Annotated in this window: 21 protein-coding genes; 10 read left to right on the top strand and 11 right to left on the bottom strand. The window is 59.4% G+C overall.

The window, feature by feature from the left end; genetic code table 11:
* Positions 1-112 precede the first annotated feature (112 nt).
* Together ADA16_RS06385 and ADA16_RS06380 are read right to left on the bottom strand one after the other, a co-directional pair.
* Positions 113-784, bottom strand: a complete 672-nt coding sequence (locus tag ADA16_RS06385; RefSeq protein ID WP_082150672.1) for a YdhK family protein — start codon at positions 782-784, stop codon at positions 113-115.
* Positions 785-860: 76 nt separating this feature from the next.
* Positions 861-2345: a YeeE/YedE thiosulfate transporter family protein gene (locus ADA16_RS06380; RefSeq protein ID WP_048760209.1), complete on the bottom strand. Its 1485-nt coding sequence runs from the start codon at positions 2343-2345 to the stop codon at positions 861-863.
* Positions 2346-2550: 205 nt separating this feature from the next.
* Between ADA16_RS06380 and ADA16_RS06375 the strand changes: the two genes are divergently transcribed.
* The gene (locus ADA16_RS06375; RefSeq protein WP_048760207.1) at positions 2551-3561 is read left to right on the top strand and encodes a hypothetical protein; all 1011 of its coding nucleotides are present in this window, start codon (positions 2551-2553) and stop codon (positions 3559-3561) included.
* Here the strand turns inward: ADA16_RS06375 and ADA16_RS06370 are convergent.
* From ADA16_RS06370 to betT, 3 genes are all read right to left on the bottom strand, one after another.
* Positions 3558-4385: a CDP-alcohol phosphatidyltransferase family protein gene (locus tag ADA16_RS06370; RefSeq protein ID WP_048760203.1), complete on the bottom strand. Its 828-nt coding sequence runs from the start codon at positions 4383-4385 to the stop codon at positions 3558-3560. The genes ADA16_RS06375 and ADA16_RS06370 overlap by 4 nt on opposite strands.
* Before the next feature lie 138 nt (positions 4386-4523).
* Positions 4524-6092 (bottom strand): aldehyde dehydrogenase family protein, encoded by a 1569-nt coding sequence (locus ADA16_RS06365; protein WP_048760202.1) that lies wholly within the window; start codon positions 6090-6092, stop codon positions 4524-4526.
* Complete coding sequence (gene betT / locus ADA16_RS06360) at positions 6093-8273, bottom strand: choline BCCT transporter BetT (RefSeq protein ID WP_048760200.1); 2181 nt, start codon at positions 8271-8273, stop codon at positions 6093-6095. It lies immediately after the preceding gene.
* A 339-nt stretch (positions 8274-8612) separates the two neighbouring features.
* On the opposite strand from betT, the gene betA reads away from it, so the two are divergent.
* A complete protein-coding gene (gene betA / locus ADA16_RS06355) occupies positions 8613-10352 on the top strand; it encodes a choline dehydrogenase (protein WP_048760198.1) in 1740 nt (579 codons plus the stop codon).
* A gap of 110 nt (positions 10353-10462) precedes the next feature.
* Positions 10463-11569, top strand: coding sequence for an NAD(P)H-dependent flavin oxidoreductase (locus tag ADA16_RS06350; protein WP_048760196.1), 1107 nt, complete (start codon positions 10463-10465; stop codon positions 11567-11569).
* A gap of 115 nt (positions 11570-11684) precedes the next feature.
* Here ADA16_RS06350 and ADA16_RS06345 read toward each other — a convergent pair whose 3' ends face one another.
* The 6 genes from ADA16_RS06345 to ADA16_RS06320 all read right to left on the bottom strand — a co-directional run bounded on the left by ADA16_RS06345 (position 11685) and on the right by ADA16_RS06320 (position 17885).
* On the bottom strand, positions 11685-12881 hold the full coding sequence (locus ADA16_RS06345; RefSeq protein ID WP_048760194.1) for a globin domain-containing protein: 1197 nt from the start codon (positions 12879-12881) through the stop codon (positions 11685-11687).
* 191 nt (positions 12882-13072) lie between these two features.
* On the bottom strand, positions 13073-13546 hold the full coding sequence (locus ADA16_RS06340) for an Rrf2 family transcriptional regulator (protein ID WP_048760192.1): 474 nt from the start codon (positions 13544-13546) through the stop codon (positions 13073-13075).
* A gap of 111 nt (positions 13547-13657) precedes the next feature.
* The gene (locus tag ADA16_RS06335) at positions 13658-15493 is read right to left on the bottom strand and encodes a phosphoenolpyruvate carboxykinase (GTP) (protein WP_048760190.1); all 1836 of its coding nucleotides are present in this window, start codon (positions 15491-15493) and stop codon (positions 13658-13660) included.
* Positions 15494-15792: 299 nt separating this feature from the next.
* Positions 15793-16218, bottom strand: coding sequence for a DUF6802 family protein (locus ADA16_RS06330; protein WP_048760188.1), 426 nt, complete (start codon positions 16216-16218; stop codon positions 15793-15795).
* Between the two features lie 33 nt (positions 16219-16251).
* Positions 16252-17361: a hypothetical protein gene (locus ADA16_RS06325; RefSeq protein WP_239659374.1), complete on the bottom strand. Its 1110-nt coding sequence runs from the start codon at positions 17359-17361 to the stop codon at positions 16252-16254.
* Positions 17343-17885: a hypothetical protein gene (locus ADA16_RS06320; protein WP_048760187.1), complete on the bottom strand. Its 543-nt coding sequence runs from the start codon at positions 17883-17885 to the stop codon at positions 17343-17345. Before ADA16_RS06320 ends, ADA16_RS06325 begins: the two co-directional genes overlap by 19 nt.
* 353 nt (positions 17886-18238) lie before the next feature.
* Here ADA16_RS06320 and trmB point away from each other — a divergent pair, with 353 nt between their 5' ends.
* The 7 genes from trmB to ADA16_RS06285 all read left to right on the top strand — a co-directional run bounded on the left by trmB (position 18239) and on the right by ADA16_RS06285 (position 24840).
* Positions 18239-19084, top strand: a complete 846-nt coding sequence (gene trmB / locus ADA16_RS06315; RefSeq protein WP_414629654.1) for a tRNA (guanosine(46)-N7)-methyltransferase TrmB — start codon at positions 18239-18241, stop codon at positions 19082-19084.
* Between the two features lie 5 nt (positions 19085-19089).
* Positions 19090-19773 (top strand): NYN domain-containing protein, encoded by a 684-nt coding sequence (locus ADA16_RS06310; RefSeq protein WP_048760183.1) that lies wholly within the window; start codon positions 19090-19092, stop codon positions 19771-19773.
* 47 nt (positions 19774-19820) lie between these two features.
* Positions 19821-20864, top strand: coding sequence for a lysylphosphatidylglycerol synthase transmembrane domain-containing protein (locus tag ADA16_RS06305; RefSeq protein ID WP_048760181.1), 1044 nt, complete (start codon positions 19821-19823; stop codon positions 20862-20864).
* Positions 20865-20926: 62 nt separating this feature from the next.
* Positions 20927-21298: a DUF3054 domain-containing protein gene (locus ADA16_RS06300; RefSeq protein WP_048760180.1), complete on the top strand. Its 372-nt coding sequence runs from the start codon at positions 20927-20929 to the stop codon at positions 21296-21298.
* 86 nt (positions 21299-21384) lie between these two features.
* Complete coding sequence (locus tag ADA16_RS06295; protein ID WP_048760178.1) at positions 21385-22911, top strand: peptide MFS transporter; 1527 nt, start codon at positions 21385-21387, stop codon at positions 22909-22911.
* 280 nt (positions 22912-23191) lie between these two features.
* Entirely contained in the window at positions 23192-23461 is a 270-nt protein-coding gene (locus ADA16_RS06290) for an ACT domain-containing protein (protein WP_048760176.1), read from the top strand.
* Between the two features lie 14 nt (positions 23462-23475).
* On the top strand, positions 23476-24840 hold the full coding sequence (locus tag ADA16_RS06285; protein WP_048760174.1) for a PFL family protein: 1365 nt from the start codon (positions 23476-23478) through the stop codon (positions 24838-24840).
* The last annotated feature ends 12 nt before the right edge of the window (positions 24841-24852 follow it).

Here is a 24852-nt window from a genome sequence, read left to right as displayed (position 1 = left end):
ATACGAAAACCGGGCAGCATGCCGGTATGCGCGCGACGCCCGGTTTTTGGCCGATGGAGAGAAATCGCAGTGACCAGCTTAGAAGTAGCCGACTGATCAAACCGCCTACTAGTTAGTCCTCCGGTGCGAGCTCGCTCTCCGTGACCCACTTGTGGTTCTTCATGGTCATGTCGTCTTCGTCGATATCAACCATGTAAACCGGCTCCTGGGTGGAGTAATCAACAGTGCCCTTGGCGCCCTTCATGCCCGCCATATGCTCGGCGTTGATGGTGATCTCGGAGCCGTCGGCAAGCGGAGCCTCGCCTGGGTTCTCCAGCTCCTCATGAACGACCCAACGGTGATCCTTCACCGGTTCACTGCCATCGGTCGGAGTGTAGGACACGGAGTACGTGGTGGTGTTGAAAACACCAACAACCTTGCCTTCTGCACCCTTCATGCCCGGCATGTGATCAGCCAGAACCTTCACTTCACTGCCGACCGGGAACTTCGCGTTGTCAGCCGGAGCCATTCCCTCGGGAGCCGGACCGCCATCGGCCGGGTGATCATGGCCAGCCATTGCATCGTCATCATGGTCGCCGTGCTCACCGTGGTCATCGGCATCGTCCATGTCATCCATGTCGTCCGTGTCCTCAGAGCTGGTTGCCGTTGCCGACGAGCTGGTCTCGCTAACAGTGCTGCTTGCTTCGGTATTAGTCGAATCATCGGAGGAGCAACCGGCCAGCGCAAGCACGCTGGCGGCACCTGCGGCTACAAGCGCATTAAGTGGTCGGATATTCTTTGCCATGGTCAAGCTCCTTTGTTGTTGATGTCAATCAATCTATGCCCTCACCCTACCGACGCTCCTCTAACGCCACCAGGACTTATCGCCCTCGGCGAACGGAAATCGTCCAGCCGGCCTCACCGGTCTGCTCGAAGTTGGTGACCTCGTGGCCATCCTTCGCAGCCCAGCGCGGAATCGCATCCGTGGCCTGGGTGCAGTCGAATGGAATCACCAGCTCCTCGCCAATCTCAATCTTGCCAATCGCATCCTTGGCCTCGATCAGCGGGAATGGGCACACGGCGCCGACGGTGTCGAGCTCGTAACGCCCGCCGCCCAGTGGCTTGAGCTTGCCGTCTTCCTGCTTGCCGACGCTCCGGTCGAGCAACGCCACCGGAGCGACAGCAAAGGCACCCGCCAGCGGGGAGGCCTCGGTGCCAGCGGCACCGGCACCTTCACTACCCGGCAGGGACACAGGAGAAGTAGCAGCCGAAGTTACCGGAGCCGCTGCCGATACCGCCGTGTCATTGGTGGTGGAAAGGGTGCTCGGGACGTCGTTAAGCGAAGGTGCAGACGGCTTCAGCCAAAGCTTGGCTGCGATAGCGACACCTGCGGCGATGGACGCCAGGGCAAGCCAACCCTGGTAGCTGAACAGCGAAGTCTGGACCATGCCGTTGCCGACGGTGCAACCGCCGGCCCACGCAGCACCGACACCCATGAAGATGCCGCCGACGACCGAGCGAGCGCCCTGGGTGGCGTCCGGGACGCGGAGGCGGAATTCACCGGAGGCCTTGGCCGCGATGAAGGAACCGACGAGGATGCCGAGGACGAGGAGGACGCCCCAGTCGAAACGCTCGGTGTCACCAGTGACAACGTAGTTAGCGAGGTTGGAGGAGGGAGTCGTGATGCCGAGGCCATCGTTGCGGCCGGTGGCGGCGGACAGTGGCCAAGCAATCACGCCGAGCACACCGACGATAGCGGCGGTGGCGTACACGTGCCAGGGCTTCTCAGCCAGGATATGCGCGAGACCGGACTTGCGCGGCGCCAGAGTTACCGGGCGCGGGCCGGAGAATTCTTCGCGCAGGTAGCGGACGGCGAGGTATGCAGTGACGGCGCTCAGCGCGATGACCAGGGGCCAAATGCTAATGCCGAGAGAGGAATGAATGCTGGTCAGGCCGACGGTGCGGTCCTTCAGGGAATTCTGCAGGCCACCCAGGAAGCCAGTTTTCATAGCAGCAGCGGATAGGGCGTAAAAGACCAGTGCGATCCAAGAGCCGATCAGGCCCTCACCGGAGCGGTACCAGGTGCCCGAGGCGCAACCGCCGGCCAGGACGATGCCCAGGCCGAAAATGACACCGCCGACGATAACAGCCAGTGGAGCCAGTTCCTTGTATTCGGGAGTAATTACGCCGGCGCTGGTCAGTGCGGCCAGGCCGATGGCGTGGACAGAAATAACAATCAGCAGGGCGACGAAGCCGCGCCAGCTGCGCTGCGTGAAGATATCGCGCAAGAAGCCGGTGACGCAAAAGCGTCCTCGCTGCATAACAAAGCCGAGCACGGCACCCAGCGCTAGTCCTGAGATGAGCATGAAAGTAGTTCTCCTAAGTTTTGTGGACAAGCCCGTCATTTAAACCTTTATGAACAGAGCTGTCTATTCGTGGGTTAGAAACTACTTCAATCACCGAAGAAAGTCCAACTTAACGGCGTTTTCGCAGGGAGTAGCCATCCGCAATAGACAGACCGAACCGTATAGTTGCTGGAGAAACGCACGCTTTATGGCAAGCTAAAACGCTATGAGCGCACACACTTCAGTCCTGGCGCGGCACAAGCGACTCCTTGCTATGCGCTCGATACTCGACCTGCCTTTTGCCCACACTTTCGCCCTTGATCCACAGCTGGTCATCGACATCTCCGGCGTCGCCCGTCTCAGCGAGCTCAACGCCAAAAATGTCGCAATAGTCGACAGCTTGCGTTCACTCGCACACACCAACACGCAGGACTTTTATGCCATCGATGACGCGGCAGAAGCTCTGGGCACCGCCTTGCGAATGGCGATTTCCTCCCGGCAGCTACTCTGGTTCAGCTCACTTCCCCACAGCGACGTGGAGAGGGTACGAAACATCCTCGGCGACGACATCGTTCATGTGGTGGGTCCGGAACTGGCCGTCGATAAGCTCGATGAAAACATCCTGGAGCTTCCCGATGCCATGAAGCAGCGCGGAAAACCACTGGTGCCCATCGCCGTCTCGCCGACCGAGCTGGTGCAGACCTGGGCCCACGGTACGCGCGAGCAGCAAAAACTGCTGACGTACCTGATGGAGGGTACGAATACGCTGGTCATGCAGCAAAAGAACCTGCATGCACTGCGCAAAGTCGGGACCAAACTCATCGAGCGCAATCCCGTGTGGCGCCTGCTCTACAACCCAAAGGTGCTCGCATATCTGGTGGTGATGGTTTACTCTTCGCTCCGCGCGCTGCCCGTGGTTTTCGTTCCCGGATTCCACGGCAATGTCTGGGTGCTGTGGAGCATCGACATCATTACCGCTATCCCCTACACCTGGGGAATTGTCGAGATGATCACCGGCCGCTCATTCGGCCGAAGAATGTTGGGGCTCCTAATCACCCTGGTGACTTTCGTCTCACCCTACGTCTACTTCTGGGCCAACGGGCGCGATTATCCAGTGTGGGTCACCATCTTTGTCATCGCGTTAATCGTTGCCGCCTGCGCCGTCGAATACATCCGCTGGCTGCGCGACCGCGTCATCTACGCAATCCTGCTCCAACCACCCACCATCTGCCGCTAGCGACCGCTGAGCGAGCGCCGCACGCCCCCGACAATCAGCCAGGCACCGGCGGCAACGTTGACAACCACAAGCCCGTGAATGGAAGTCACGCTTAACGACGCTGCCGTCGTCTCACCCGCGATAAGCATGCCAGTCGAGACGATCCAGATGAACGTTGCGGCAATATTGGCCACTCTGCCGCGTTCCACGCGGAATGGGTGCGTGTAGTGCAGCGGCACCACCGTCATTGCGCTGAAAATAAAAATGGCAGCGATGCACACCGCCATGGGCGCATTCCATACCCACAGCAAAACCGCCACGATGTTCCACGCGGCGGGGAAACCAACGAAGTAGTAGTCGCCGGACTTGGCGGCTTCGTTGGCATAGCAGAACATCGATGACACCAGGACCAGGATGACCAGGGAAATTGCCAACGGGCGTGGCCCCAGCGGCAGATACATGACCATGAAAGCCGCGGGAATGGCGGTCCAGGTGAGATAGTCGACGATGTTGTCCACCACTGCGCCGTTAAACCACGGGACAACTTCCTTGATGTGGTGCTTACGCGCCATGTTGCCGTCCACACCATCGACAACGAGAGCAATGCCCAACCAGAGCCACATCCAGTGCGGGCGGCCCTCCAGGAGTGCGACCACAGCCAGCGTTGCCCACACCAAACCGGTCAACGTGAAGGCATGCACAGCCCAGGCGATGACATGCTGACGCCGGGTGAAGCGGGTGAAGGCCTCGGCGGTGTTGGCAGCATCGGTGTTGGCAGTCGAGACAGCAGCGGAATTATCGGCAACAGCGGAGCTGTCATTGTCGGAGCGGGTAGTAGTGATCACGGCAGATGTCCTTAGAGAACAAAAAGCGTACAACTGCAAACCTTTACGCAGTTGTACGCAGAGTCGATTTTTCAATCGGTGAGTATAACGGTTCGTTGCCGCTTTCCCGTATTTTTGCTCGGACTAGTGCCCAAATTTTTAACGGCGATCCTCGAACCAACCAGTGACAGCCGGTGCCGTGTTTTCATAGACCAGCTTGGCCTCGGTGTACTCCTCCAGACCGGTCGGACCCAGCTCGCGACCAATACCGGACTGGCCGAAGCCACCCCATTCGGCCTGTGGCAGGTAGGGGCCAAAGTCGTTGATCCAGACGGTGCCGTGACGCAGTCCGCGGGAGACTCGCTCAGAAACCTCGCGGTCGGATGCCCACACCGCACCGGCCAGGCCGTATTCGGTGTCGTTGCCAATCTCGATGGCCTCATCAACCGTAGTGAAGGTCTCCACCGTCACCACCGGGCCAAAGGCTTCGTCGTGAACGCAGTCCATTTCGCGGGTGACCTGGTCAATCACGGTTGGGAGGTAGAAGTAGCCGTCGGCAAGCGAGGCGGAACCGTCAGCGGTGGCGCCGGTGGCAATCTCGCCACCAACGCGCACGCGAGCGCCCTGCTCACGCGCCCGATCGACGTATGCCGCGACCTTATCCAGGTGCTGCTTGGAAATCAGCGCACCGGTCTCAGCCTTCTCATCGAGCGGACCACCGAGCTGGATGTGCCCGGCGCGCTCAACCAGATCGTCGACAAACTTCTCAGCGATGGACTCCTCCACAATCAAGCGAGCGCCCGCCGAGCACACCTGACCGGAGTGCAGGAACGCAGCATTGAGGGCATTGTCCAAAGCGGCTTCGTAGTCGGCGTCGGCGAAGATGATGTTCGGGTTCTTGCCGCCGAGCTCAAGTGCGACCTTCTTCACGGACTTGGCTGCTTCACCAGCAATAATCTTGCCGGTGACAAGACCACCGGTGAAGGAGACCATGTCCACCTTCGGATGAGAGGACAGCGGTGCGCCCGCTTCGGCGCCAGCGCCGGTGATGAGGTTGGCAACGCCCGCCGGAACACCCAGGTCATCGATAACGTGCATGAGCAGGATAGCCGTGTGCGGGGTCAGCTCCGCCGGCTTCAACACAAAGGTATTGCCCGTGGCCAGGCACGGTGCGACCTTCCATGCGGTCTGCAGCAGTGGGTAGTTCCACGGCGTGATCAGGCCACAGACACCGACGGGTTCACGCACGATACGCGCGACGACGGTCGGGTCATCCGCGTCCACGAGACGACCGGCATCATTGCCCGCGAGCTTCCCGAAGTACTCAAAGCAGGCGATGATGTCATCCATATCGGCTGCCGCCTCAGGCAGGCGTTTGCCGGTATCCATAGCCTCTGCCCAGGCAAATTCATCCTTGCGCTGCCTGATGGCAGCTCCGATGTCGAGTACCAACTTGCTGCGCTCAGCTGTGCTCCAGGATGCCCAGGAACCTTCCCCGGTACGTCGGAAAGCAGCGTCGGCAGCGGCGATAGCGCGCTCGGTGTCGGTCGCATCCGCTTCCGCGACCTCGGCGATGAAGGAGCCGTCGGCCGGGCACTCGATGGTGCGAGTGTTGCCAGCGGCAGCGGCGGACCAGGTGCCGTTGATGAACAGCGTGGCCGCGCCTTCGTGGGATTTGGCGGTCTCGGGTGCGAGGGCCTTATCAGTAGTGGAAGGCTTAAAGGTCATTTAGGAATCCTCCTTGGCGTAGTCATCAGACCATTCGCGGACAGGTTCGGCATTATCGGACAGATCTGAGGTGCCCGGGAGATCAGCCTGCATATGCAGGAACTCCAGGTGCCGTTCGTAGAGATCGAGGACATCGGAAATCAGCTGCTCTTGGGTGTAGCCGTAAACGTCGTAGCCAAGAGAGCCGGTCAGTGTGAATACCTCAAGGCGGTAGTAGTAAATGTCGGCGTCACTGTCCAGGTGTACCAGGCCAGCAAAGGACGGCGTCAAGTGTTCAACCGGATAGACCTGGTAGCGGAAGCTCATCTCCTCGCCGAAGCCGACCTGCAAGTCAATCTGGTCAATACCGACTTCTTCCACAGGTTCTCGGTGCAGCGATACCTCACCGCCGCGGTCCCTGATGGCATCTGCCACCTGTTCAAGTGCGGGCTGCACCACTCGGTCGAGGTAGCGCATGACTGGCTTCTTGCCCGGGAAGGACATGGAGCGGGCCAGGCGCTTCCGCCAATCACCCTGCTGGCCATCCACAGCGCGTCCCGACATCGCACCGTGGAGTGCACGACGTGTCGAGTCCTGCTGCAGCAGCTCCAGTCGCAGCGACTTAAACAGGCCGTACATCACCAGATAGATGACAAAGGCAAACGGCAGGCCCATCACAATCGTCGCAGACTGCAGTGTCGGAATACCACCGACATAGAGCATGGAGATGGTCAGCACACCGACCACGACAGCCCAGAAAATGCGGGTCCACTTCTTGCCGTCCTGCTGCGTATCGGTGATCTTCGAAGTGAAGTTACTCATCACCAGTGCTGCCGAGTCCGCCGAGGTGATGTAGAGCAACAGGCCGATCAGAGATGCGACTGCAGCCACCATCATCGGCGCCGGGTACTGCTCCAGCAGCAGGTAGAAGGCACGCTCCGGGTAGTCCAGAGCAGTCTGGCCAAACTCCGAGTCGCCACCAATGACCAGGTCCAGCGCCGAGTTACCGAACACCGACACCCACATCAGGACGAAGAGGAATGGAATGGTCAGCGTGCCGACGACAAACTGGCGCAGGCTACGGCCACGGGAAATACGGGCCAGGAACAAACCGACGAATGGAGCCCAGGCCACCCACCAAGCCCAGAAGAACAGAGTCCAGGCGTTCAGCCATTCCTGTGCGCCCGAGAAGGCGTAGGTATCCATAGTCATGGACGGGAACTTGGAGACGTACTCACCGACGTTCATCACCAGGGCGTCAAACAGGAACGCGGTGCGGCCAGTGACCAGGATGTAGAGCATCAAGCAGATGGCCAGGCCAACGTTGAGCTCCGAGAGACGACGAATTCCCTTGTCAACACCGGAAACTGCGGAGGCGATAGCCACCGCTACAGCCACCACGATTAGAGCAATCTGCCAGGACGTACTCTCCTCCACCCCGAACAGCACGCGCAGACCGTAATTCAGCTGGACGACGCCGATACCCAGCGAAGTTGCGACACCGAAAACGGTACCGAGCATCGCCGCGATTTCGACCGCCTCACCAGCGGGGCCGTGGATGCGCTTGCCAATGATTGGGTAGAGCGCCGAGCGAATGGTCAGTGGCATGTTCAAGCGGTAAGCAAAGTAGCCGAATGCCATGCCCATCAGCGCGTAGAGCGCCCAACCGGTCACGCCGTAGTGGAAGAGCGTAAAGACGACTGCCTGACGCGCGGCTTCGATGGTCTCCGCATCTCCGGTCGGCGGGCCATAGTACTGTGCCACCGGCTCTGCTACCGAGAAGAAGAGCAAGTCAATGCCGATACCTGCGGCAAAGAGCATAGAGGCCCAAGAAAACAGGCCGAACTGAGGTTTGGCGTGATCGGGGCCGAGCTTAATCTGCCCCGTTCGCGAGATGGCGATGTAGAGCATGAAGAGCACTGCCACCGTCGCGGTCACGATATAGAACCAGCCGAAGTTCTTTGATACCCAGGCGACAATGCCAGCGAGGGTGTCCGCCGCATTGTCCGGGGCAAAAATAGCCCACAGGGCAATGGCGAGAATGCCAACGCCTGAAATAATAAATACGGGCCAGTTGACCTCAGGTTCAGAAGTTGCACTCGTTTGCGATTGTTGCGAAGGGGCAGGCATTGATCGCTGCAGTTCTTGTGGCGATAATGACTTCCCCTCCGCCTCATTCTCTGTTGGCGGAGTATCAGACATAGGAAAATCCTTCAGATTCGGGAACTAATTCAGCATACCTAGTTTGCATAATCCTTCAAACCGTAAAAGGCGGCCACAAAGGATTTTTCTCTCCCACTATTACCCTCCCCACCTGCAAATATACCTAGTTTTCAAAGCATTTAAAATCGTTCTAACTGGAACCGAATGACAATTGTGTGTCATTCTATATAAGTGAAGGGGACTTGAGATACGCCTCCGGCCATTTATTCCAATACCAATATATAGGGCCAGGCTTTAAATACGACTTGAGGCTTATCACAGTCCTTGAAACCCATTCCGATTTACATCGGCAAACAACCTACGGAGGTACACCAGAACATGGGAGCTTTCCCGGCTGTCTTCAACTTCGGTAAAAAGAATGACAACACCACAGTCGAACACCGCGACGTCGTCATCGTTGGCGCGGGCTCTGCCGGCTCTGTGCTGGCTAACCGGCTGTCTGCAGACCACACTCAGCAGGTGCTCGTACTCGAGGCTGGCCGCATGGACTCCCTCTGGGATCTCTACATTCACATGCCTTCGGCGTTCTCCTTCCCAATCGGCAACAAGTACTACGACTGGAAGTACGAATCCGAGCCGGAACCGGAGATGAACGGTCGCCGCATCTACCACGCCCGCGGCAAGGTCGTCGGTGGCTCCTCCTCTATCAACGGCCAGATCTACCAGCGCGGTAACCCCATGGACTACGACAAGTGGGGCGACACCAAGGGGCTGGAAAACTGGGGTTGGAACCATGTCCTGCCGTACTTCAAGCGCATGGAAAATGCGCTGGGCTCCGACAAGGACGACCCGCGCCGTGGCCACGACGGCCCGCTGCGCATGAAGCGCGGACCGGCCGATTCTCCGCTGTTCAAGGCTTTCTTCAAGTCCGTACAGCAGGCAGGCTACAACTACACCCCGGACGTCAACGGCTACCGCCAGGAGGGCTTCGGCCCCTTCGACGCGAACATCGACAAGGGCCGTCGCCTCTCCGCAGCTCGCGCATACCTGCACCCGGCTCTGCAGCGCCCGAATCTGGAGCTCCGCACCCGCGCAGAAGCCACCCGCATCCTCTTCGAGGGCACCAAGGCCGTCGGCGTGGAGTACACCTGGAAGGGTCGCACGCGTCAGGTGCGAGCAGACAAGGTCATCCTCTGCGGTGGCGCTTTCAACTCTCCCCAGCTGCTCGAGGTATCCGGCATTGGCGATGAGAAAATCTTGAATGCCGCCGGAGTGAACGTCGTCAAGCACCTGCCTGGCGTCGGCGAGAACCTGCAGGATCACCTGGAGGTCTACATCCAGTACAACGCCACCCAGCCGGTGTCCTCGCAGCCGTACCTGGAGAAGTGGCGTTGGCCGTTCATCGGCCTGTGGTGGATGCTCACCCACAAGGGCCCGGTGGCAACGTCGCACTTCGAGGGCGGCGGTTTCGCCCGCTCCAACGACAACGAGCCCTACCCGAACCTGATGTTCCACTTCCTGCCGCTGGCCATGCGTTACGACGGCACGAAGATCGATAGCCCCCACGGTTTCCAGTTCCACGTTGGCCCGATGTACTCGGATGCCCGTGGCCATGCCCACATCACGTCCTCTGACATCAAGGTCAAGCCGTCGATTCTGTTCAACTACCTGTCCACTGATCAGGACCGCCGTGAATGGGTCGAGGCTGTCAAGGTCTCCCGTAAGCTGCTGGACACCCCGGCAATGAAGGAGTACACCGACGGCGAGATTTCCCCGGGTGCAGATGTGCAGACCGACGAGGAAATTCTCGAGTGGGTCCGCAAGGATGCCGAGACCGCACTGCACCCATCCTGCACCTGCAAGATGGGTCCGGCCTCCGACGAGATGGCCGTGGTCGATCCGGAAACCATGCAGGTTCACGGCACCGAGGGCCTCTACGTGGTTGATGCTTCGGTCATGCCGGGCATCACCAACGGCAATATCTACGCACCAACCATGATGATTGCCGAAAAGGCCGCTGACCTCATCGCCGGCAAGACTCCGCTGGCACCGCAGGACATTCCGTTCTACCGCGCCGGCCAGGGTATGCCGCTGGATCCGCCGGAGAACAATAAGTAGTTCTTGAAGCGGTAGCGGGTAGCGCGGAGTCTATTGCGCAACGCCGTTCGTCGGCATTGGCCGGGTTCTCCCACACGGGGGAATCCGGCCTTAGTGTTACTCTCGCCCCTATGAGCAGCACAACCTCGCAATCACCCGAAAACCTACGACGCTCATCAATCATCTTGGCGCCGATGGCCGGTGGTCCATCCACGCCCGAACTCGTCGCTGCAGTTTCCAATGCTGGTGGGGTTGGCACGCTTGCCGCCGGCTATCTCACTGTTGAAAAGCTCACTGAACAGGCACGGCAGACGTGCGCACTGCTTGACGACGGCAAAGGTTTCGGCATCAACCTCTTCTGCCCCAACACGGCTGACGCCGGTGGCGGAACCTCCGAGGAGGGGCTTGCGCAGTGGACCACGTTTCGCGGCCACTTAGCACCGGCAGCAGACCACTTCGACATCGACTTGCCCGATGCTCCGACCTGGTCAGATGACTACTTCTCGGCGAAAGTCGAGGCAATTCTCGCTGATGATTTTCTGCCCAACCCCGACGCGCTGGAGTTCGTCTCCTTCACCTTTGGCTATCCAGATAAAGAGGTCATTGCTCGGGTAAAGGAATCTGGCCGCAAAGTGGTGCTGAATGCGACCTCAATTGAGGGGGTGCGGGCGGCGGCTGCAGCCGGCGCTGATCGCATTGTTCTGCAGGGATTAGCTGCGGGTGGACACCGCGCATTCGTGAAGGGCAAGGACTCGTCCGACAACATTGGGGCCTCTGTAGAAGAGCTCGCCCAAGCAGTCACCGAGGCGAGTGCAGTTACCGATGCACCCATCATCGCCGCTGGTGGGGTGGGCCACCGAGAGGACGTCGTCAAGCTTTTGGGTGCTGGTGCGACAGCTATACAAGTTGGCACACGGTTCCTCACCACCGCAGAGGCGGGTACGAAGGAGACGCACCGACGGGCATTGCGTGAGCTCACGGAGCGCGACACCGTTTTGACCCACGCCTTTTCCGGCAAGCCCGCGCGGGCAATTGAGAACACGTTTACCCGGGCGTTTTCTAGGGTCGCGCCGGAACTTTATCCGCAATTGCACTACTTGACCACGCCAATCCGTGGTGCCGCGAATCAGGCCGGTGACCCTGAATATCTCAACTTATGGGCGGGTATTGCTTTTTCTCAGTGCGAGAACCAAACTGCGGGCGAGGTTGTTGCGGAGCTTTCCTGCTCAGCCGAGTAATACGAAGCCACCGAAGCTACAAACAGCACAATGACCAGCCACGGGCATATATCGCGGCTGGTCATTTGGCTTTATTTGTGACGATGGATTTTATGCCGACGGCGCAGTTGTGACGCTAAGCGTCTAGCAGCCAATCGTTCGGGCTGAACAGCTCGAAGTGAACGTTTTCGCGAGCAACGCCGCGATCGGCGAGCTGCTGGCGAATGGCCTGCAGGAAACCATTGCCACCACAGAGGTAGAACTGAGCGCCCTCCGGCAGCTCCGTATCAGCCAGATTCATCAAATCCGGCTCGTACCACACCTGCTGGTGGGCATTGGCCAGTGCAGAGACTGCGTTATTGCGTTCTGCGCGCAGGGCATCTGCGGCTTCTGCGCGGTCCGCGTGGAGGACGACGACATCACGCTTGGAGTCGGCTGCTACCAGGGCATCCAGCATGCCGATCATGGGGGTGGCGCCAATACCTGCGGAGATAAGCACCACTGGGTCGTTTGACTTGGTGTCCAGCACCAGGTCGCCTGCAGGCAGAGAAATTTCGATCGCATCGCCCGGCTGCACCTTTTCCCACAGCTGTGTGGAAACTTCGCCAGCCGGCAGGTCCTCGGAGACATCGACACGACGAACCGCGAAAGTCAGAACATCTTCCGCGCCGCCAACCAGGGAGTATTGCCGTAGCTGGCCGGCGCCGTCCGGCATGGTCTGACGTACAGAGATGTACTGTCCCGGGAGGTAGGAAACGGGGGATTCGTCGTCAAGCTTGACGGAGAACACTGCGACGTCATCACCGCGCTCTTCACGAGAGACGACGTGAGCGGCACGGAAGACATCACCTGCTTCGACACCGAGGTCATCATAGAGCCCCTTCTCGAAGTCGATGAGAACACGCTGCATCTCCAGGTAGACGGCATCCCATGCGTCGCGGACAGCCCCCTGAAAGACCTCTGGGGTGAGGATTTCCTCGATGGCATCGAAGAGATGCTTGTGGACGATTGGGTACTGTTCTGGCTTGATGCCAACGGAAATGTGCTTGTGCCCGATACGGGAAAGCAGTTCTTCCGGGGCAGGAGCATCTGGGTCAACCAGGGTAGCTGCGAAAGTAGCGACCGATGCCGCCAGCGCCTTCTGCTGAGCACCCTGCTTCTGGTTGCCGCGGTTGAAGGTATCGGCAATGAGCTCTGGGTGAGCAGCGAACATCCGGTTGTAGAAGTTCGGCGTGATCTTCTCGATGTTGGCACCGACGACGGGCAGGGTTTGAGTGACGATTTCAGCCTGCTCTGGAGTCAGGCCGTTCTTGTTAACATTCAGGTTTGGCATGACTTCACAATAACACCATATTGCGCATTCTGTTTGCGTATTATTGTCCAATGGTGTTCATAACTACTCTTTGCGGTTGAGTTTTACCTGGCTTGAACTGCACAAATGGCAATGTCGAAAACTCACCAGAAAACTTCGACAGCACCCTTTTTTAGCTTTTTCAACCCGCGGTCAGTCCTTCAGCTCTGCACTTAAACCGGACGAATATTGAGCTGGGTGCTCCCCTGCGGACCGCCTCCCTCGAGGCGATTGACATCCGCACCATTAGCCGATTTGAGCGGAATGAGATCAGCAATCAACACCGGATCCAGTGCGGCGAAGAACGCCTCCTGCGCAGCCGCTAGCTTGCCGCGCAATAGACACGTCGGCAGCAATGGGCAGTCGGTACCGACACAATCGACGACCTCGTTGTTTTCCAGAGTGCGCAGCAGCTTGCCGACGGACTTCTCCGTAGCCGACTCGCGCAAATAGATGCCGCCGTTGCGCCCCTTGACCGCATCCAGGAAGTCCAGCTCAACGAGCCTCGAGACGACCTTAGAGACATGCGCGCGAGACGCATTGAGGGACTCAGCCACCTCGGCAGCGGTGTACTTTCGCCCCGGCTCCCCCATCGCCATCAAAGTGATGACACGCAGGCTTAAGTCAGAGAAAAGCGTCAATTGCATTGCGTGTCACCCTTCATCGTCAAATTGCGCAAACCACCCCCTTGCCAGCCACTTCGGGCAGCAAGGGGGTGGTTCTGGTTCTAGCTTCTAGCAAGGCTAGCCAGCGGACTCTTAATCCTGCAGGCTCTTCTCGATACGAGCCTTCAGAGTCTCGAACTCGTCCCAGACTTCCTGCGGAACGCGGTCGCCGAGGAACTTCAGCCACTCCTCGTTGTCCGGCAGGTCGCCCTGCCACTTAGCAGCCGGTGCCTTCAGGGCTTCCTTGACATCTTCAAAGTCGATGTCCAGGCCAGTCAGATCCAGGTCCTCTGCCTTAGCGGTGTGACCAACAACGGTCTCCTTGGCACCAACACGGCCCTCAATGCGGTCGATGATCCACTTGAGAACGCGAGAGTTGTCACCGAAGCCCGGCCACAGGAAGCGGCCGTCTTCACCACGGCGGAACCAGTTAACCAGGAAGACCTCTGGCATCTTGTCGCCGCCCTTGGCACCCATGTCAATCCAGTGCTGCAGGTAGTCACCGACGTTGTAGCCAATGAACGGCAGCATTGCCATCGGGTCGTGGCGCAGGGAGCCAACCTTGGCCTCAGCGGAAGCAGCGGTCTGGCCGGAAGCCAGGGTTGCACCGATGAAGGTTGCGTGGTTCCAGGACAGTGCCTGGGTCACCAGCGGCACAGTGTCCGGGCGGCGGCCACCGAACAGGATGGCGTCGATCGGGACACCCTGCGGGTCGTCGTACTCCGGTGCGGCGACCGGGCACTGCGAAATCGGGGTGCAGTAACGGGAGTTCGGGTGCGAGGACAGCTCGTCGGAATCCGGGGTCCAGTCATTGCCCTTCCAGTCAATGAGGTGATCCGGCTTGCCTTCCATGCCTTCCCACCAGACGTCACCATCGTCGGTTAGTGCGACGTTGGTGAACAGGGTGTTACCGGCCTCCATAGTCTTCATGGCGTTCGGGTTGGAGGAGTAGTTGGTGCCCGGTGCAACACCGAAGAAGCCGTTCTCCGGGTTAACAGCGTACAGGCGACCGTCCTCACCGAATTTCAGCCATGCGATGTCGTCGCCGACGACCTCGGCCTTCCAGCCCTCGATGGTCGGAGTCAGCATAGCCAGGTTGGTCTTACCACATGCAGACGGGAATGCAGCGGCAACGTGGTAGGCCTTGCCTTCCGGATTGGTGAGCTTCAGGATGAGCATGTGCTCAGCCATCCAGCCCTCTTCCTTGGCCATGACCGAAGCGATACGCAGTGCGTAGCACTTCTTGGCCAAGATGGCGTTTCCGCCGTAGCCGGAACCGTAGGACCAAATCTCCTTGGTCTCCGGGAACTGGGAGATGTACTTCTCATCGTTGCACGGCCATGCAACGTCCTCCTGGCCCTCCTCCAGCGGAGCGCCAACGGAGTGCAGAGCGTGGACGAAGTCTCCGTCCGGACCAATCTTGTCCAGGGCATCCTGACCCATGCGGGTCATGATTCGCATAGAGAGAACCACGTACTCCGAGTCGGTCAGCTGAACACCCAGCTTCGGCTCCGGGTCGGTGATCGGACCCATGCAGAACGGAACGACGAACATGGTGCGGCCCTTCATGGAACCGCGGTAGTGCTCGGTCATTTCCTTCTTCAGCTCGACCGGATCCGCCCAGTTGTTGGTCGGGCCAGCGCCCTCTTCCTTTTCAGAAGCGATGAACGTGCGGGACTCCACACGAGCAACGTCCTTCGGGTTAGAGCGGGCTAGGAAAGAGTTCGGGCGCTTTTCCTCATTCAGCTTGATAAGAGTTCCCTTATCAACCAGGTCCTGGGTAAGGCGGTTCCACTCTTCTTCCGAGCCATCAGCAAAGACAACCTTGTCTGGCTGGGTCAGTTCTGCGACCTCAGCAATCCAGCGCAGCAGTTCGGCGTTCTCGGTCGGGGCCTGGCCCTCGAGACCAGGAATAGAAGGTGCGGACATCAGTTCTCCTGACTCATTGATTCGCGTCTTGATTTAAGGCTACCGGGGGATACCGAAAGTTGCCGGGCCCCACATCGACAATCGACTCGCTCCCCCATTTTGAAAGCCGTTACATCACGGCTTTACAACAAAAGATTTTCCCCGTCCCATTCTTGCGACCTGTTCATTTACGGCTATAACCAGCGAATAAGGCCAGCCTTACCACGCAAATTCACAACCATTAACCCTTTGACTGCAGTTACCCCCATTTGTAAGCAACTGGGACACGGGTACCCCCGTGCACAGCGTTCCCAAAGTCGTTAGTTCCAGCTGCCCCGGGCCGATTGCTCCCAGGAGTACGCATCCCACTTCCCCGCTGCTGGTGTCGCTTCCACTACCGCTTTGCCAATCGCGTCAGCAGCCCTGACATCATCGCTGCTCCAGGACTCCCAAGTACCGTCAAAACGGACCGTCGTCACGTGATCCACCGTGCCGTCACCGTCCAAATCCGAATAGATTGACAACCCGGAATCGTCGGCAAGCGTAATCGACCCTTCGTCATCACCGAGGTCGTAGAGCTGCCCATCGACCTCCACGACCAGCCCGGCGTCGCCAATACCCGCCGACTGCCCATCAATCGGTGTCGCCGCCTCCAACCCACACGGCGTAGCGAGCGACCGGGCGTCCGCCCCACCATCGGACGCAGGCTGTTCGGAAAAGTACTGCAGTAAAGAAAACTCATCCATCGTAATCTCCCCTATCTCTCCTGGCTGTCACGGCTATCTAGCGGACGTTCCGCTGTACTCCGCCAGCTGTTCTATTCGCCATCCCGGCCCCCGCGCACCAAGGGCCTCTCGCACCGCCACCTCCGCGGACTGCGTCCATCTTCGCCGCAGGTGGGCAAGGTAGTTTGCCCGCCACTGTACGGTTCGTTGGCGTGCGTTACGACGAATCGTTGCGCCCACCGCCACCACCGCGACACAGAGACCTATTGCAAGTGCGACTAGCTGCGCCGCAAGCATCGGCACCCCAATCCACATGAACAACCCGTGGACAATCCGCACTACACCGACCGCCACGCCGAGCGATGCCACCGCAACCAGGGCTTCCATGACATAACTGGGGCGAGTCGGACTTTCTGGAGCGGGCACCGAGATTTCCACGCAAAGACCCAATTCATCACCGCACCGCTGTTGCAGTCGCGCCGCTGCGTCCTCGGCACGGCCCTGCAGTTCCGCTTGGCCACCTGCGGGTTCATCAGCCACTTCCTGCAGTGCATCCCGCACCGCGCTTTCAGCTGCCAACTGCATCTTCCGCTGCAATCGCGCCGCCGCCCCGGCTCCGCGCGATCGCTCCTGTACCAGCTGAGCTCGCACGTTTCGAACCCGGCGCACGCTCAGGGTTTCCCCCGAGTTTCTGGGCGGCCCTTCTGCCAAAAGAACCAGGGTTCTGGCCATCCTCTCGTCCAGCGCTCCCATTGGAATTGTGCTGTCGATTTCCTGGCGCCAGGCCTCGGCATGCTCGCCATTACCAATCAGACCTACTGCAACGCGGCCGGTGGCCTGACTAATTGCTGCAACCGTGCTGACGCACTCCCGTGTTGGCTGCACCTCGCTGTCTGCGACATAGAGCACGACGGCGCTGCGTTTATCCACAAATTCCAAGCGACGTGACGGCACTGCAGTGTCAACGACCTGCGAAAAATCCGCGCGGCCTGCAGCGGTACCAGCCTTGGTGACAAGAAGTGGCGGCTGTTCTGGCACCTGTGGTTCTGGTTGTGGCGCGGGTGCAGATGCAGATGCGGCTTCGGGTATCGGAGCAGGTAAGCTCACCTGCTCCGATACCTCCGCCGATACCGCGCGTGGCTCAACTACTTCCGGTGCTGCCATAGCAACTCCTCCAGGCTGTCTCTAGCCGCGGGAAAGGCCACCGCTATCTCAGTCAACTGCACTGCGAGTAGTCCGTCACCATCGTGTGGCTCGCCTTTCGCACCGTGGCGTTCAATAATCTTCCGCAACGCAGAGTCGAACAAAAAGGTGTGTTCAGCTGGCTCGTTTGTGGTGATGTCGCAGTACTCGTCGGCAAGCGAGCGGCGAATCGGTTGTTGCTCGATGACCAGCTCGACGGGTGCGGGCAGTTTTTCGGCCAGCTCTGCGTAACATTGCGTGAACGCCTCGCGCACAGCGGTTTCGCCCACCCCTCTGCGCAGCCGCGCGCAGATTACCGGTGCTCGTTTCTCGCGCTCGAGCGCCGTGGCAACGCATACCTCTGCGCCGCTCGTGTTTGTAACCGCCGAGTGTGTGGCCTGCCGTGATGACAGCCAGTCCACGACGGCCGAACGCAACGTCGACGAAGTGGATCCCCCTGACAGCTGCGTTGTTTCCGTGACATCAGTTGCGGAAATGAGGTCCATGCGACCTAGTCCCCTCCCATAAATCCCCTGCGTGGTTCAGCTAAAACCCTGCGTAACCCCCGTATGGCCCGCCGACCAGAATCCGCGCCCCGAAGCGCTGTGCCAGACAGACCCCAAGCACCGCTTCAAGCAACGGACAAGCGCGGCTTCGCGTTCAGACTACAACGGACCACGGATTCGGCAAGTCGACAAAACAACTTCAGCCAGCCGCGCCGCCAGCTCACATCGACACTGCATCGCATACCGACCGCAAACCACCAGGCCATCAACCAAAATCCTAGGGGCAGTGATTGGATAGTTGGCCGTTGTCGTGGACAATAGGGGACGTGACTACTTCTGATTTTTCTGAAAATATCGAACAGCCTGCGGTTTCGCAGGAATCTGAACCATCGTCGGCGTCTGCAGAGCGACAGGCCGAGCAGGGTTCGGAGCAGCAGGCGGAACAACCGCATGAGCGCCGGCCGAAGAAGGGCGAACTGCCTGCGGGGCGTCCGGAAAAGACCCAGTTCAACGACGGTCTTGACTACCCACGCATCGGCAATCTGTCCTTCCGCCGAGGCACTTTGACTCCCAACCAGGAAAAGATCTGGGAAGACAACTGGGACACTTACGGCAAGGTCCTCTCCGACGAGGTCATTGACGTAGAGGAATGGTTCGGCCGCAAGGGCCCGACCATCGTCGAGATTGGCTGTGGCACCGGCACGTCCACCGTCGCGATGGCCCCGCAGGAACCGGACCACAACATCATCGCAGTTGAGCTTTACCGCCCTGGCCTGGCAAAACTGCTTTCCGCCACCGTGCGTAATGAGGTTTCGAACATCCGCATGGTCCGCGGCGACGGCGTTGAGGTTCTGCAGCGCATGATCGAGCCGGAGTCGTTGGCCGGCGTGCGCCTGTTTTTCCCGGATCCGTGGCCGAAGGCGCGCCATCACAAGCGCCGCATTGTGCAGTCCGGCACGTTGCGCCTGATTTCTTCGCGTCTGAAGCCTGGCGGCATATTCCACGCCGCCACTGACCATGCGGACTACGCCGAGTGGATCGAAGAACTTCGCGATGTCGAGCCGACGCTGGAGCCCATCGCCTGGCCATGGTCGGAATCTCCCATGCTTCTCGACCGACCGACAACCAAGTTCGAAGCCCGCGGCCTGAACCTCGACCACGACATCCACGAGTTCATCTGGCGCAAGAAAGAGGCATAGGAACCATGAGCACCACACAGAACACCTCTGCCAGCTACAACACCGCTGAAACGCATCCCACCGCACTGCTCGTGTGGGATGCTCCGAACTTGGACATGGGGCTCGGCGCCATCCTGGGTTCCCGCCCGACCGCCGCGCACCGCCCGCGCTTCGACGCCGTGGGTAAATGGCTTATCGACGAAGCCGAGCGCGTATCCAAGAAAATCGGCTCCGATGTCCTCCCCGAAGCCACGGTCTTCACCAACGTCAACCCGGGCTCTGCGGAGATTGTCCGCCCCTGGGTCGAGGCCCTGCGCAATGTTGGTTTCGCGGTCTTCGCAAAGCCGAAGATTGAAGAGGACACCGACGTTGACCCGGACATGATTGCGCACATCCAAAGGCGTTACGACGAGGGCGTGTTGCGCAGTGTCGTCGTTGCGTCCGCCGATGGCCAGAACTTCCAGGAGCTGCTGGAAAAGCTCGCCTCCGAGGGGATTCCGGTAACCGTCATCGGTTTTCACGAGCATGCTTCCTGGGCGCTGGCCTCCGATGCGATTCGCTTCGTTGACCTGGAGGAAATCAAGGGCGTCTTCCGTGAACCGCTACCCCGTATCGATCTCGACCGCCTACCGGATGGCGGTGCGTGGCTGCAGCCATTCCGTCCGCTCACTTCGTTGCTCAAAGACCGCGACGGCAAGAACGACGACTAGGGAGACCACCGCGGCGACGAACAGGAAGACGAACAGGCTTCTTATTTATGTCACGACTTAAAAATGTTCTCAAAACCGGCAATTCGAGCTGGCTACGATCAATAATCCTCGTAGCCCTCGTGATTGCCGGTATCGTGCTGACGGTAAGAAACTGGGACAGTGTCGTCCAAGGGCTGCAAATCCTTGCGGATGTTGACGCTAAGTGGCTGTTCACCTCCATTTTTTCCGTGGCTTTTTCGCTCTACGCGATGGCGGAAGTGATGCGTCTGCTGTTGCGAGCTGGAGGCGTCAAAGCCGCCACTCGCCGTAGCACCAATGCGTTAACCCTCGCATCCAACGCGTGGGCGGTCACCGTTCCCGGTGGTGCTGCATTTTCCACGGCGCTGCAGATTAAGCGCATGATGCAGTGGGGCGCATCCGCGGTCCTTGTCAGCTGGTTCGTGCTTTTTTCGGGTGCGTTGTCGTTTTTAGGGCTGGCATTTCTGGGGCTTGGCAGCCTCTTCTTCGTAGGACAGGGCGGCACGACCGCAGTGCTCATCGCTATGGCAATTGTGGTGTTACTAGCCACCATTTTGCTGTGGCGGATTTCGCAGAACCCAGCTTTCGTCAATAAGGCCGGTACATGGTGCCTACATATCTTTAACAAGATTCGAAAGAAGCCCGCGGACACCGATGTCGACCGCCTTGAAGAGTCCGTCAAACAACTCACCAGCGTGAAGTTGCCCGTGCAAACTTTGGCTCTTTCCTTCACCTGGTCCTTTATCAACTGGGTAGCGGAAATCGTCTGTCTCTACGCTGCCATCCGTGCAGTCGGCGTCGATGATATCTCCGCCACAAAGGTGCTGTTGGCCTTCGTGACCGGCAAACTCGCAGGCTTCATCCAGGCCACGCCGGGCGGCATCGGCACTGTCGAGGCCGCTTTGACCGCGGCCCTCATCGCGGGTGGCACCACCGGCGCTGAGGCTTTTGCATCGGTGCTGGTCTACCGCATCGTTTCCTTCGTCCTGGTGGCAATTGTGGGTTGGATTATCTACGCCCTCGGCTTCGACCACAAGGACCAGCCCGAACGTCATACGGTCGCCAACCGTTAACGGCCGCCTCACCGGAAGTCTCTGGTCACCCACCACTCTGAGGGGTCGCTAAACTAAGGGGCATGAACACACGCGTATCGACGTTCTTGATTGACATCCTCGCCATCTTTATTTTCGCCGTATTAGCGCGCCTGGCTCACAACACTCCAGAGGATCCGTTCACTTTCATCAACATCCTCGATACCTGGTGGCCGTTCGCTTTCGGTGTCCTCCTGGGCACCGCGCTGATTAAGAATGAACCGAACCCGCGTGCCGTGAGCGCAGGCGCAATTGTCTGGATTGGTACTGTCGCCGTCGGGCTGGCTGTGTGGGCTACCCGCAATTCTCAGATTCCACACTGGTCGTTCATCCTGGTCGCGTCGGTCATGAGTGCCTTGCTGCTGCTGGGTTGGCGTGCAGCGTCGAATGCGGTTGCCCGTAAGTCTCTGGACTAAGCCTTCGGGCTCGTTTCTAATCCTTCGAACTAGTTCTTTGACTAAATCAGTTTTTAATTTCTGCGCGACGCCTCGATAATTGAAGAATGGACAATTCTTCTGACGAGGCTCTCGGCCATCAACCAACTGCCGAAGCCCTAACTGCTAAGGACCCCGCGGGGCCCAGCGAAGAACGCACATTCATGGGTCAGCCGTGGGGTCTCGCCAACCTCTTCGGCATCGAAATGTGGGAGCGGTTCAGCTTCTACGGCATGCAGGCCATCCTGGCTTTCTACATGTACCACGAGACCACCCAGGGCGGTCTCGGCCTGGATAAGGGCGCTGCTACCTCCATCGTCGGTGCTTACGGCGGTCTTGTCTACATGGCCGCACTCGTTGCCTCTCTGGTCGCCGACCGTATCCTCGGCTCGGAGCGGACGCTGTTCTACTCCGCCATCCTGGTAATGATTGGCCACATTTCCCTGGCGATTATCCCCGGCGTGACGGGCTTGGCCATTGGTCTTGTTTCCATCGCGATTGGCTCCGGCGGTGTGAAAACCAACGCACAGGTCGTGCTTGGCCAGCTCTACGCCAAGGATGACCCACGTCGTGATGCGGGCTTCTCCATCTTCTACATGGGCGTCAACATCGGCGCCCTGTTCGGCCCGCTGCTCACCGGCTGGATCTGGGGCATGAAGGGCTTCCACTGGGGCTTCGGCCTGGCCGCTATCGGTATGGCTGCCGGTCTGATTCAGTACATCCTGATGCGCAAGTCCACCATCGCCGAGGCCGGCCATGACGTTCCGAACCCGCTGCCAAAGAAGCAGTACCCGGTATGGATTGGCATCGCAGTAGTCATCACTGTTGTCTCAGTTACGCTGGTTTCCACCGGTATTGTTCCGGTCACCGCCCTTTCCACCGTGGTCACTGTTATCGCATTGATTGCCGCTGTGGTGCTGTGGTGGCAGATGTACTCCTCGCCACTTACGACGAAGCCTGAGAAGACTCGCCTGGTCGGTTTCATTCCGATGTTCATCTCGGGCGTGCTGTTCTTCGGTATCTTCCAGCAGCAGTTCACGGTGCTGGCCATCTACTCGGACATCCGCCTCGACCGCGAGATCTTCGGTTGGGAAATGTCCCCGGCTTGGATTAACTCGATCAACCCGATCTTCATCATCGCCTTCTCGATGGTCTTTGCAGCTGCCTGGTCCAAGCTTGGAGATCGTCAGTGGTCCACCCCAGTGAAGTTCGGTGTCGCGAACATCATCATCGGTATCTCGCTGTTCTTCTTCATCCCATTCTCCGGTGGCGGCGAGAACTCCACTCCGCTATGGGCGATTATCTGGATTCTCTTCCTGTTCACCATGGGTGAGCTCATGCTGAGCCCGGTCGGCAACGCGCTTGCTACCAAGGTCGCTCCCGCGGCATTCCCTTCGCGCATGATGGCCGTCTGGCTGATGGCAATCGCTATGGGTACTTCGCTGGCAGGCACCCTGGCCGGCTTCTACAACTACGAAGATGCCGCTGCTGAGAACACCTTCTTTATCACCCTGGGTATCGCCTCGGTTGTCCTGGGCCTGATTCTGCTCGCACTGCGCAAGTGGATTGTCAAGGAGTTCGTCGACGTCCGGTAATCCCGGCATTCTTCTCGGGCGCTCGGCGGGTGCTCGCCGGGTGCTCGCCGGGCGCTGGCTGATTGGCCCGCAACACGCCTTAGCTCCCGCCCTAGCATGGCCGCGTACCCACTTCACGACACCAGCGTCACCTCATGCCACCTCCACAGCTGGCACAAGGTGCCATAGGTGTCGTGAAGTGTTTTGGGCGGTTCCTGAACATGCTTCGCCACAAACTTGCCGCCAGCACAACCGCCATCCACAGATTTTCCCCACCACCCCACCGGCTAAAATTGAGGCCATGTTTGCCATCATTACCGTCACCGGCGAGGATCACACCGGCATCATCGCCGCCGTCACCACTGCTCTGGCGGAGCAGGACGTCAACATCGTCGATGTTTCCCAGACTCTCATGGACAAATGGTTCACCATGATTCTGCGGGTGGAGTTCGACGAGAAGGCCACTCCTATCAGCACGCTGCAGGGTTACATGGATTCCGTCGGCAAGCGGGAGGGGCTTGTCATCCGAATCCAGTCTGAGGCGCTGTTCAACGCCGTCAACGAGATCTAGAGGGCGCGACCAGGATGGATTTCAACTTCGCGCAATCTAAATTCCTCGACACCATTGACATGATTGAGAAGTATCGCCTGGATATCCGGACGGTCACCATGGGCATTTCGCTGCTCGAGTGCTCTCGCTCCGAGATGGAGGCCACCGCTCAGGCGGTGTACGACCGCGTAACCAGGCAGGCCGCTCGTCTCGTGGAGGTCTGTGAGGGCATCGAGGCGGAGCTGGGCATTCCGATTGTCAATAAGCGTATTTCCGTCACCCCGGTTGCTCTGATCACGGCCGGTTGCGAAGGCGATCCCACAGTGGTTGCCAAGGCGCTCGATCGCGCCGCCCGCGATTCGGGCGTGAACTTCCTCGGCGGTTACTCGGCGCTCGTCGAAAAGGGCGCCACAACCAGCGAGAAGCGGCTCATCGACTCCATTCCCCACGCTCTTAGCGAGACCGAATTGGTGTGCAGCTCGGTCAACGTTGCGTCGTCACGCGCGGGCATCAACATGGATGCGGTGCGCCGCATGGGCGAAGTGGTGAAGGAAGCCGCGGGGCAGACCGCCGACCGCAGCTCCATTGCCTGTGCGAAGCTGGTGGTTTTCGCCAACGCGGTGGGTGACAATCCGTTCATGGCCGGCGCGTTCCACGGTGTTGGGGAGCCGGATTGCGTCGTGTCCGTCGGTGTTTCGGGTCCGGGTGTGGTCGATCGCGCGCTCGGCGATCTGCAGGGCGCCAGCTTCAACGAAGTCGCCGAGGAGATTAAGAAGGCGGCGTTCAAGATCACACGTACGGGTCAGCTGGTCGGCACGATGGCATCGGAGCGGCTGGGCATACCTTTTGGCATCGTGGACCTCTCGCTCGCGCCGACGGCCGAGATGGGCGATTCCGTCGCTCACATCCTGGAGCACATGGGGTTGGAGCAGGTCGGTACGCACGGCACCACTGCCGCGCTGGCGCTGCTTAACGACGCCGTCAAGAAAGGTGGCCTGATGGCTTGTTCACGCGTCGGTGGACTGTCCGGGTCGTTCATCCCGGTCTCTGAGGACAAGGGCATGATTGATGCTGTCCGTGCGGGGTCGATCAGCATGGACAAGCTGGAGGCGATGACCTCTATTTGCTCGGTGGGCTTCGACATGATTGCGATTCCGGGAGACACGCCTGCGACCACGATTTCCGGCATGATTGCCGACGAGGCCGCCATCGGTGTCATGAACCACAAGACCACCGCAGCCCGCCTTATTCCGGTGCCGGGTACTAAACCGGGCGATGAGGTGAACTTCGGTGGCCTACTAGGCTATGCGCCGGTCATCGATGTCAATGCCAAGGGCAATGCCGAGTTCATTGCCCGCGGCGGCTATATCCCCGCGCCGGTGCACGGCTTCAGGAACTAGCGTCTTTGTAGG

The sequence above is a fragment of the Corynebacterium vitaeruminis genome, assembly GCF_001054325.1.
Lineage (GTDB): Bacteria > Actinomycetota > Actinomycetes > Mycobacteriales > Mycobacteriaceae > Corynebacterium > Corynebacterium vitaeruminis_A.
The sequence above is the reverse complement of the archived record's forward strand: the minus strand, read 5'-3'. Positions and strand labels throughout refer to the sequence as shown.

What these genes read in the sequence shown, in the direction of transcription:
- ADA16_RS06330 (WP_048760188.1), bottom strand. Translation starts at nt 16,218, where the DNA reads ATGGATGAGTTTTCTTTACTGCAGTACTTTTCCGAACAGCCTGCGTCC.
- ADA16_RS06310 (WP_048760183.1), top strand. Translation starts at nt 19,090, where the DNA reads ATGAGCACCACACAGAACACCTCTGCCAGCTACAACACCGCTGAAACG.
- ADA16_RS06350 (WP_048760196.1), top strand. Translation starts at nt 10,463, where the DNA reads ATGAGCAGCACAACCTCGCAATCACCCGAAAACCTACGACGCTCATCA.
- ADA16_RS06285 (WP_048760174.1), top strand. Translation starts at nt 23,476, where the DNA reads ATGGATTTCAACTTCGCGCAATCTAAATTCCTCGACACCATTGACATG.
- ADA16_RS06345 (WP_048760194.1), bottom strand. Translation starts at nt 12,881, where the DNA reads ATGCCAAACCTGAATGTTAACAAGAACGGCCTGACTCCAGAGCAGGCT.
- ADA16_RS06335 (WP_048760190.1), bottom strand. Translation starts at nt 15,493, where the DNA reads ATGTCCGCACCTTCTATTCCTGGTCTCGAGGGCCAGGCCCCGACCGAG.
- ADA16_RS06375 (WP_048760207.1), top strand. Translation starts at nt 2,551, where the DNA reads ATGAGCGCACACACTTCAGTCCTGGCGCGGCACAAGCGACTCCTTGCT.
- betT (WP_048760200.1), bottom strand. Translation starts at nt 8,273, where the DNA reads ATGTCTGATACTCCGCCAACAGAGAATGAGGCGGAGGGGAAGTCATTA.
- ADA16_RS06305 (WP_048760181.1), top strand. Translation starts at nt 19,821, where the DNA reads ATGTCACGACTTAAAAATGTTCTCAAAACCGGCAATTCGAGCTGGCTA.
- ADA16_RS06380 (WP_048760209.1), bottom strand. Translation starts at nt 2,345, where the DNA reads ATGCTCATCTCAGGACTAGCGCTGGGTGCCGTGCTCGGCTTTGTTATG.
- ADA16_RS06385 (WP_082150672.1), bottom strand. Translation starts at nt 784, where the DNA reads ATGGCAAAGAATATCCGACCACTTAATGCGCTTGTAGCCGCAGGTGCC.
- ADA16_RS06340 (WP_048760192.1), bottom strand. Translation starts at nt 13,546, where the DNA reads ATGCAATTGACGCTTTTCTCTGACTTAAGCCTGCGTGTCATCACTTTG.
- ADA16_RS06295 (WP_048760178.1), top strand. Translation starts at nt 21,385, where the DNA reads ATGGACAATTCTTCTGACGAGGCTCTCGGCCATCAACCAACTGCCGAA.
- ADA16_RS06325 (WP_239659374.1), bottom strand. Translation starts at nt 17,361, where the DNA reads ATGGCAGCACCGGAAGTAGTTGAGCCACGCGCGGTATCGGCGGAGGTA.
- ADA16_RS06300 (WP_048760180.1), top strand. Translation starts at nt 20,927, where the DNA reads ATGAACACACGCGTATCGACGTTCTTGATTGACATCCTCGCCATCTTT.
- ADA16_RS06290 (WP_048760176.1), top strand. Translation starts at nt 23,192, where the DNA reads ATGTTTGCCATCATTACCGTCACCGGCGAGGATCACACCGGCATCATC.
- ADA16_RS06365 (WP_048760202.1), bottom strand. Translation starts at nt 6,092, where the DNA reads ATGACCTTTAAGCCTTCCACTACTGATAAGGCCCTCGCACCCGAGACC.
- betA (WP_048760198.1), top strand. Translation starts at nt 8,613, where the DNA reads ATGGGAGCTTTCCCGGCTGTCTTCAACTTCGGTAAAAAGAATGACAAC.
- ADA16_RS06320 (WP_048760187.1), bottom strand. Translation starts at nt 17,885, where the DNA reads ATGGACCTCATTTCCGCAACTGATGTCACGGAAACAACGCAGCTGTCA.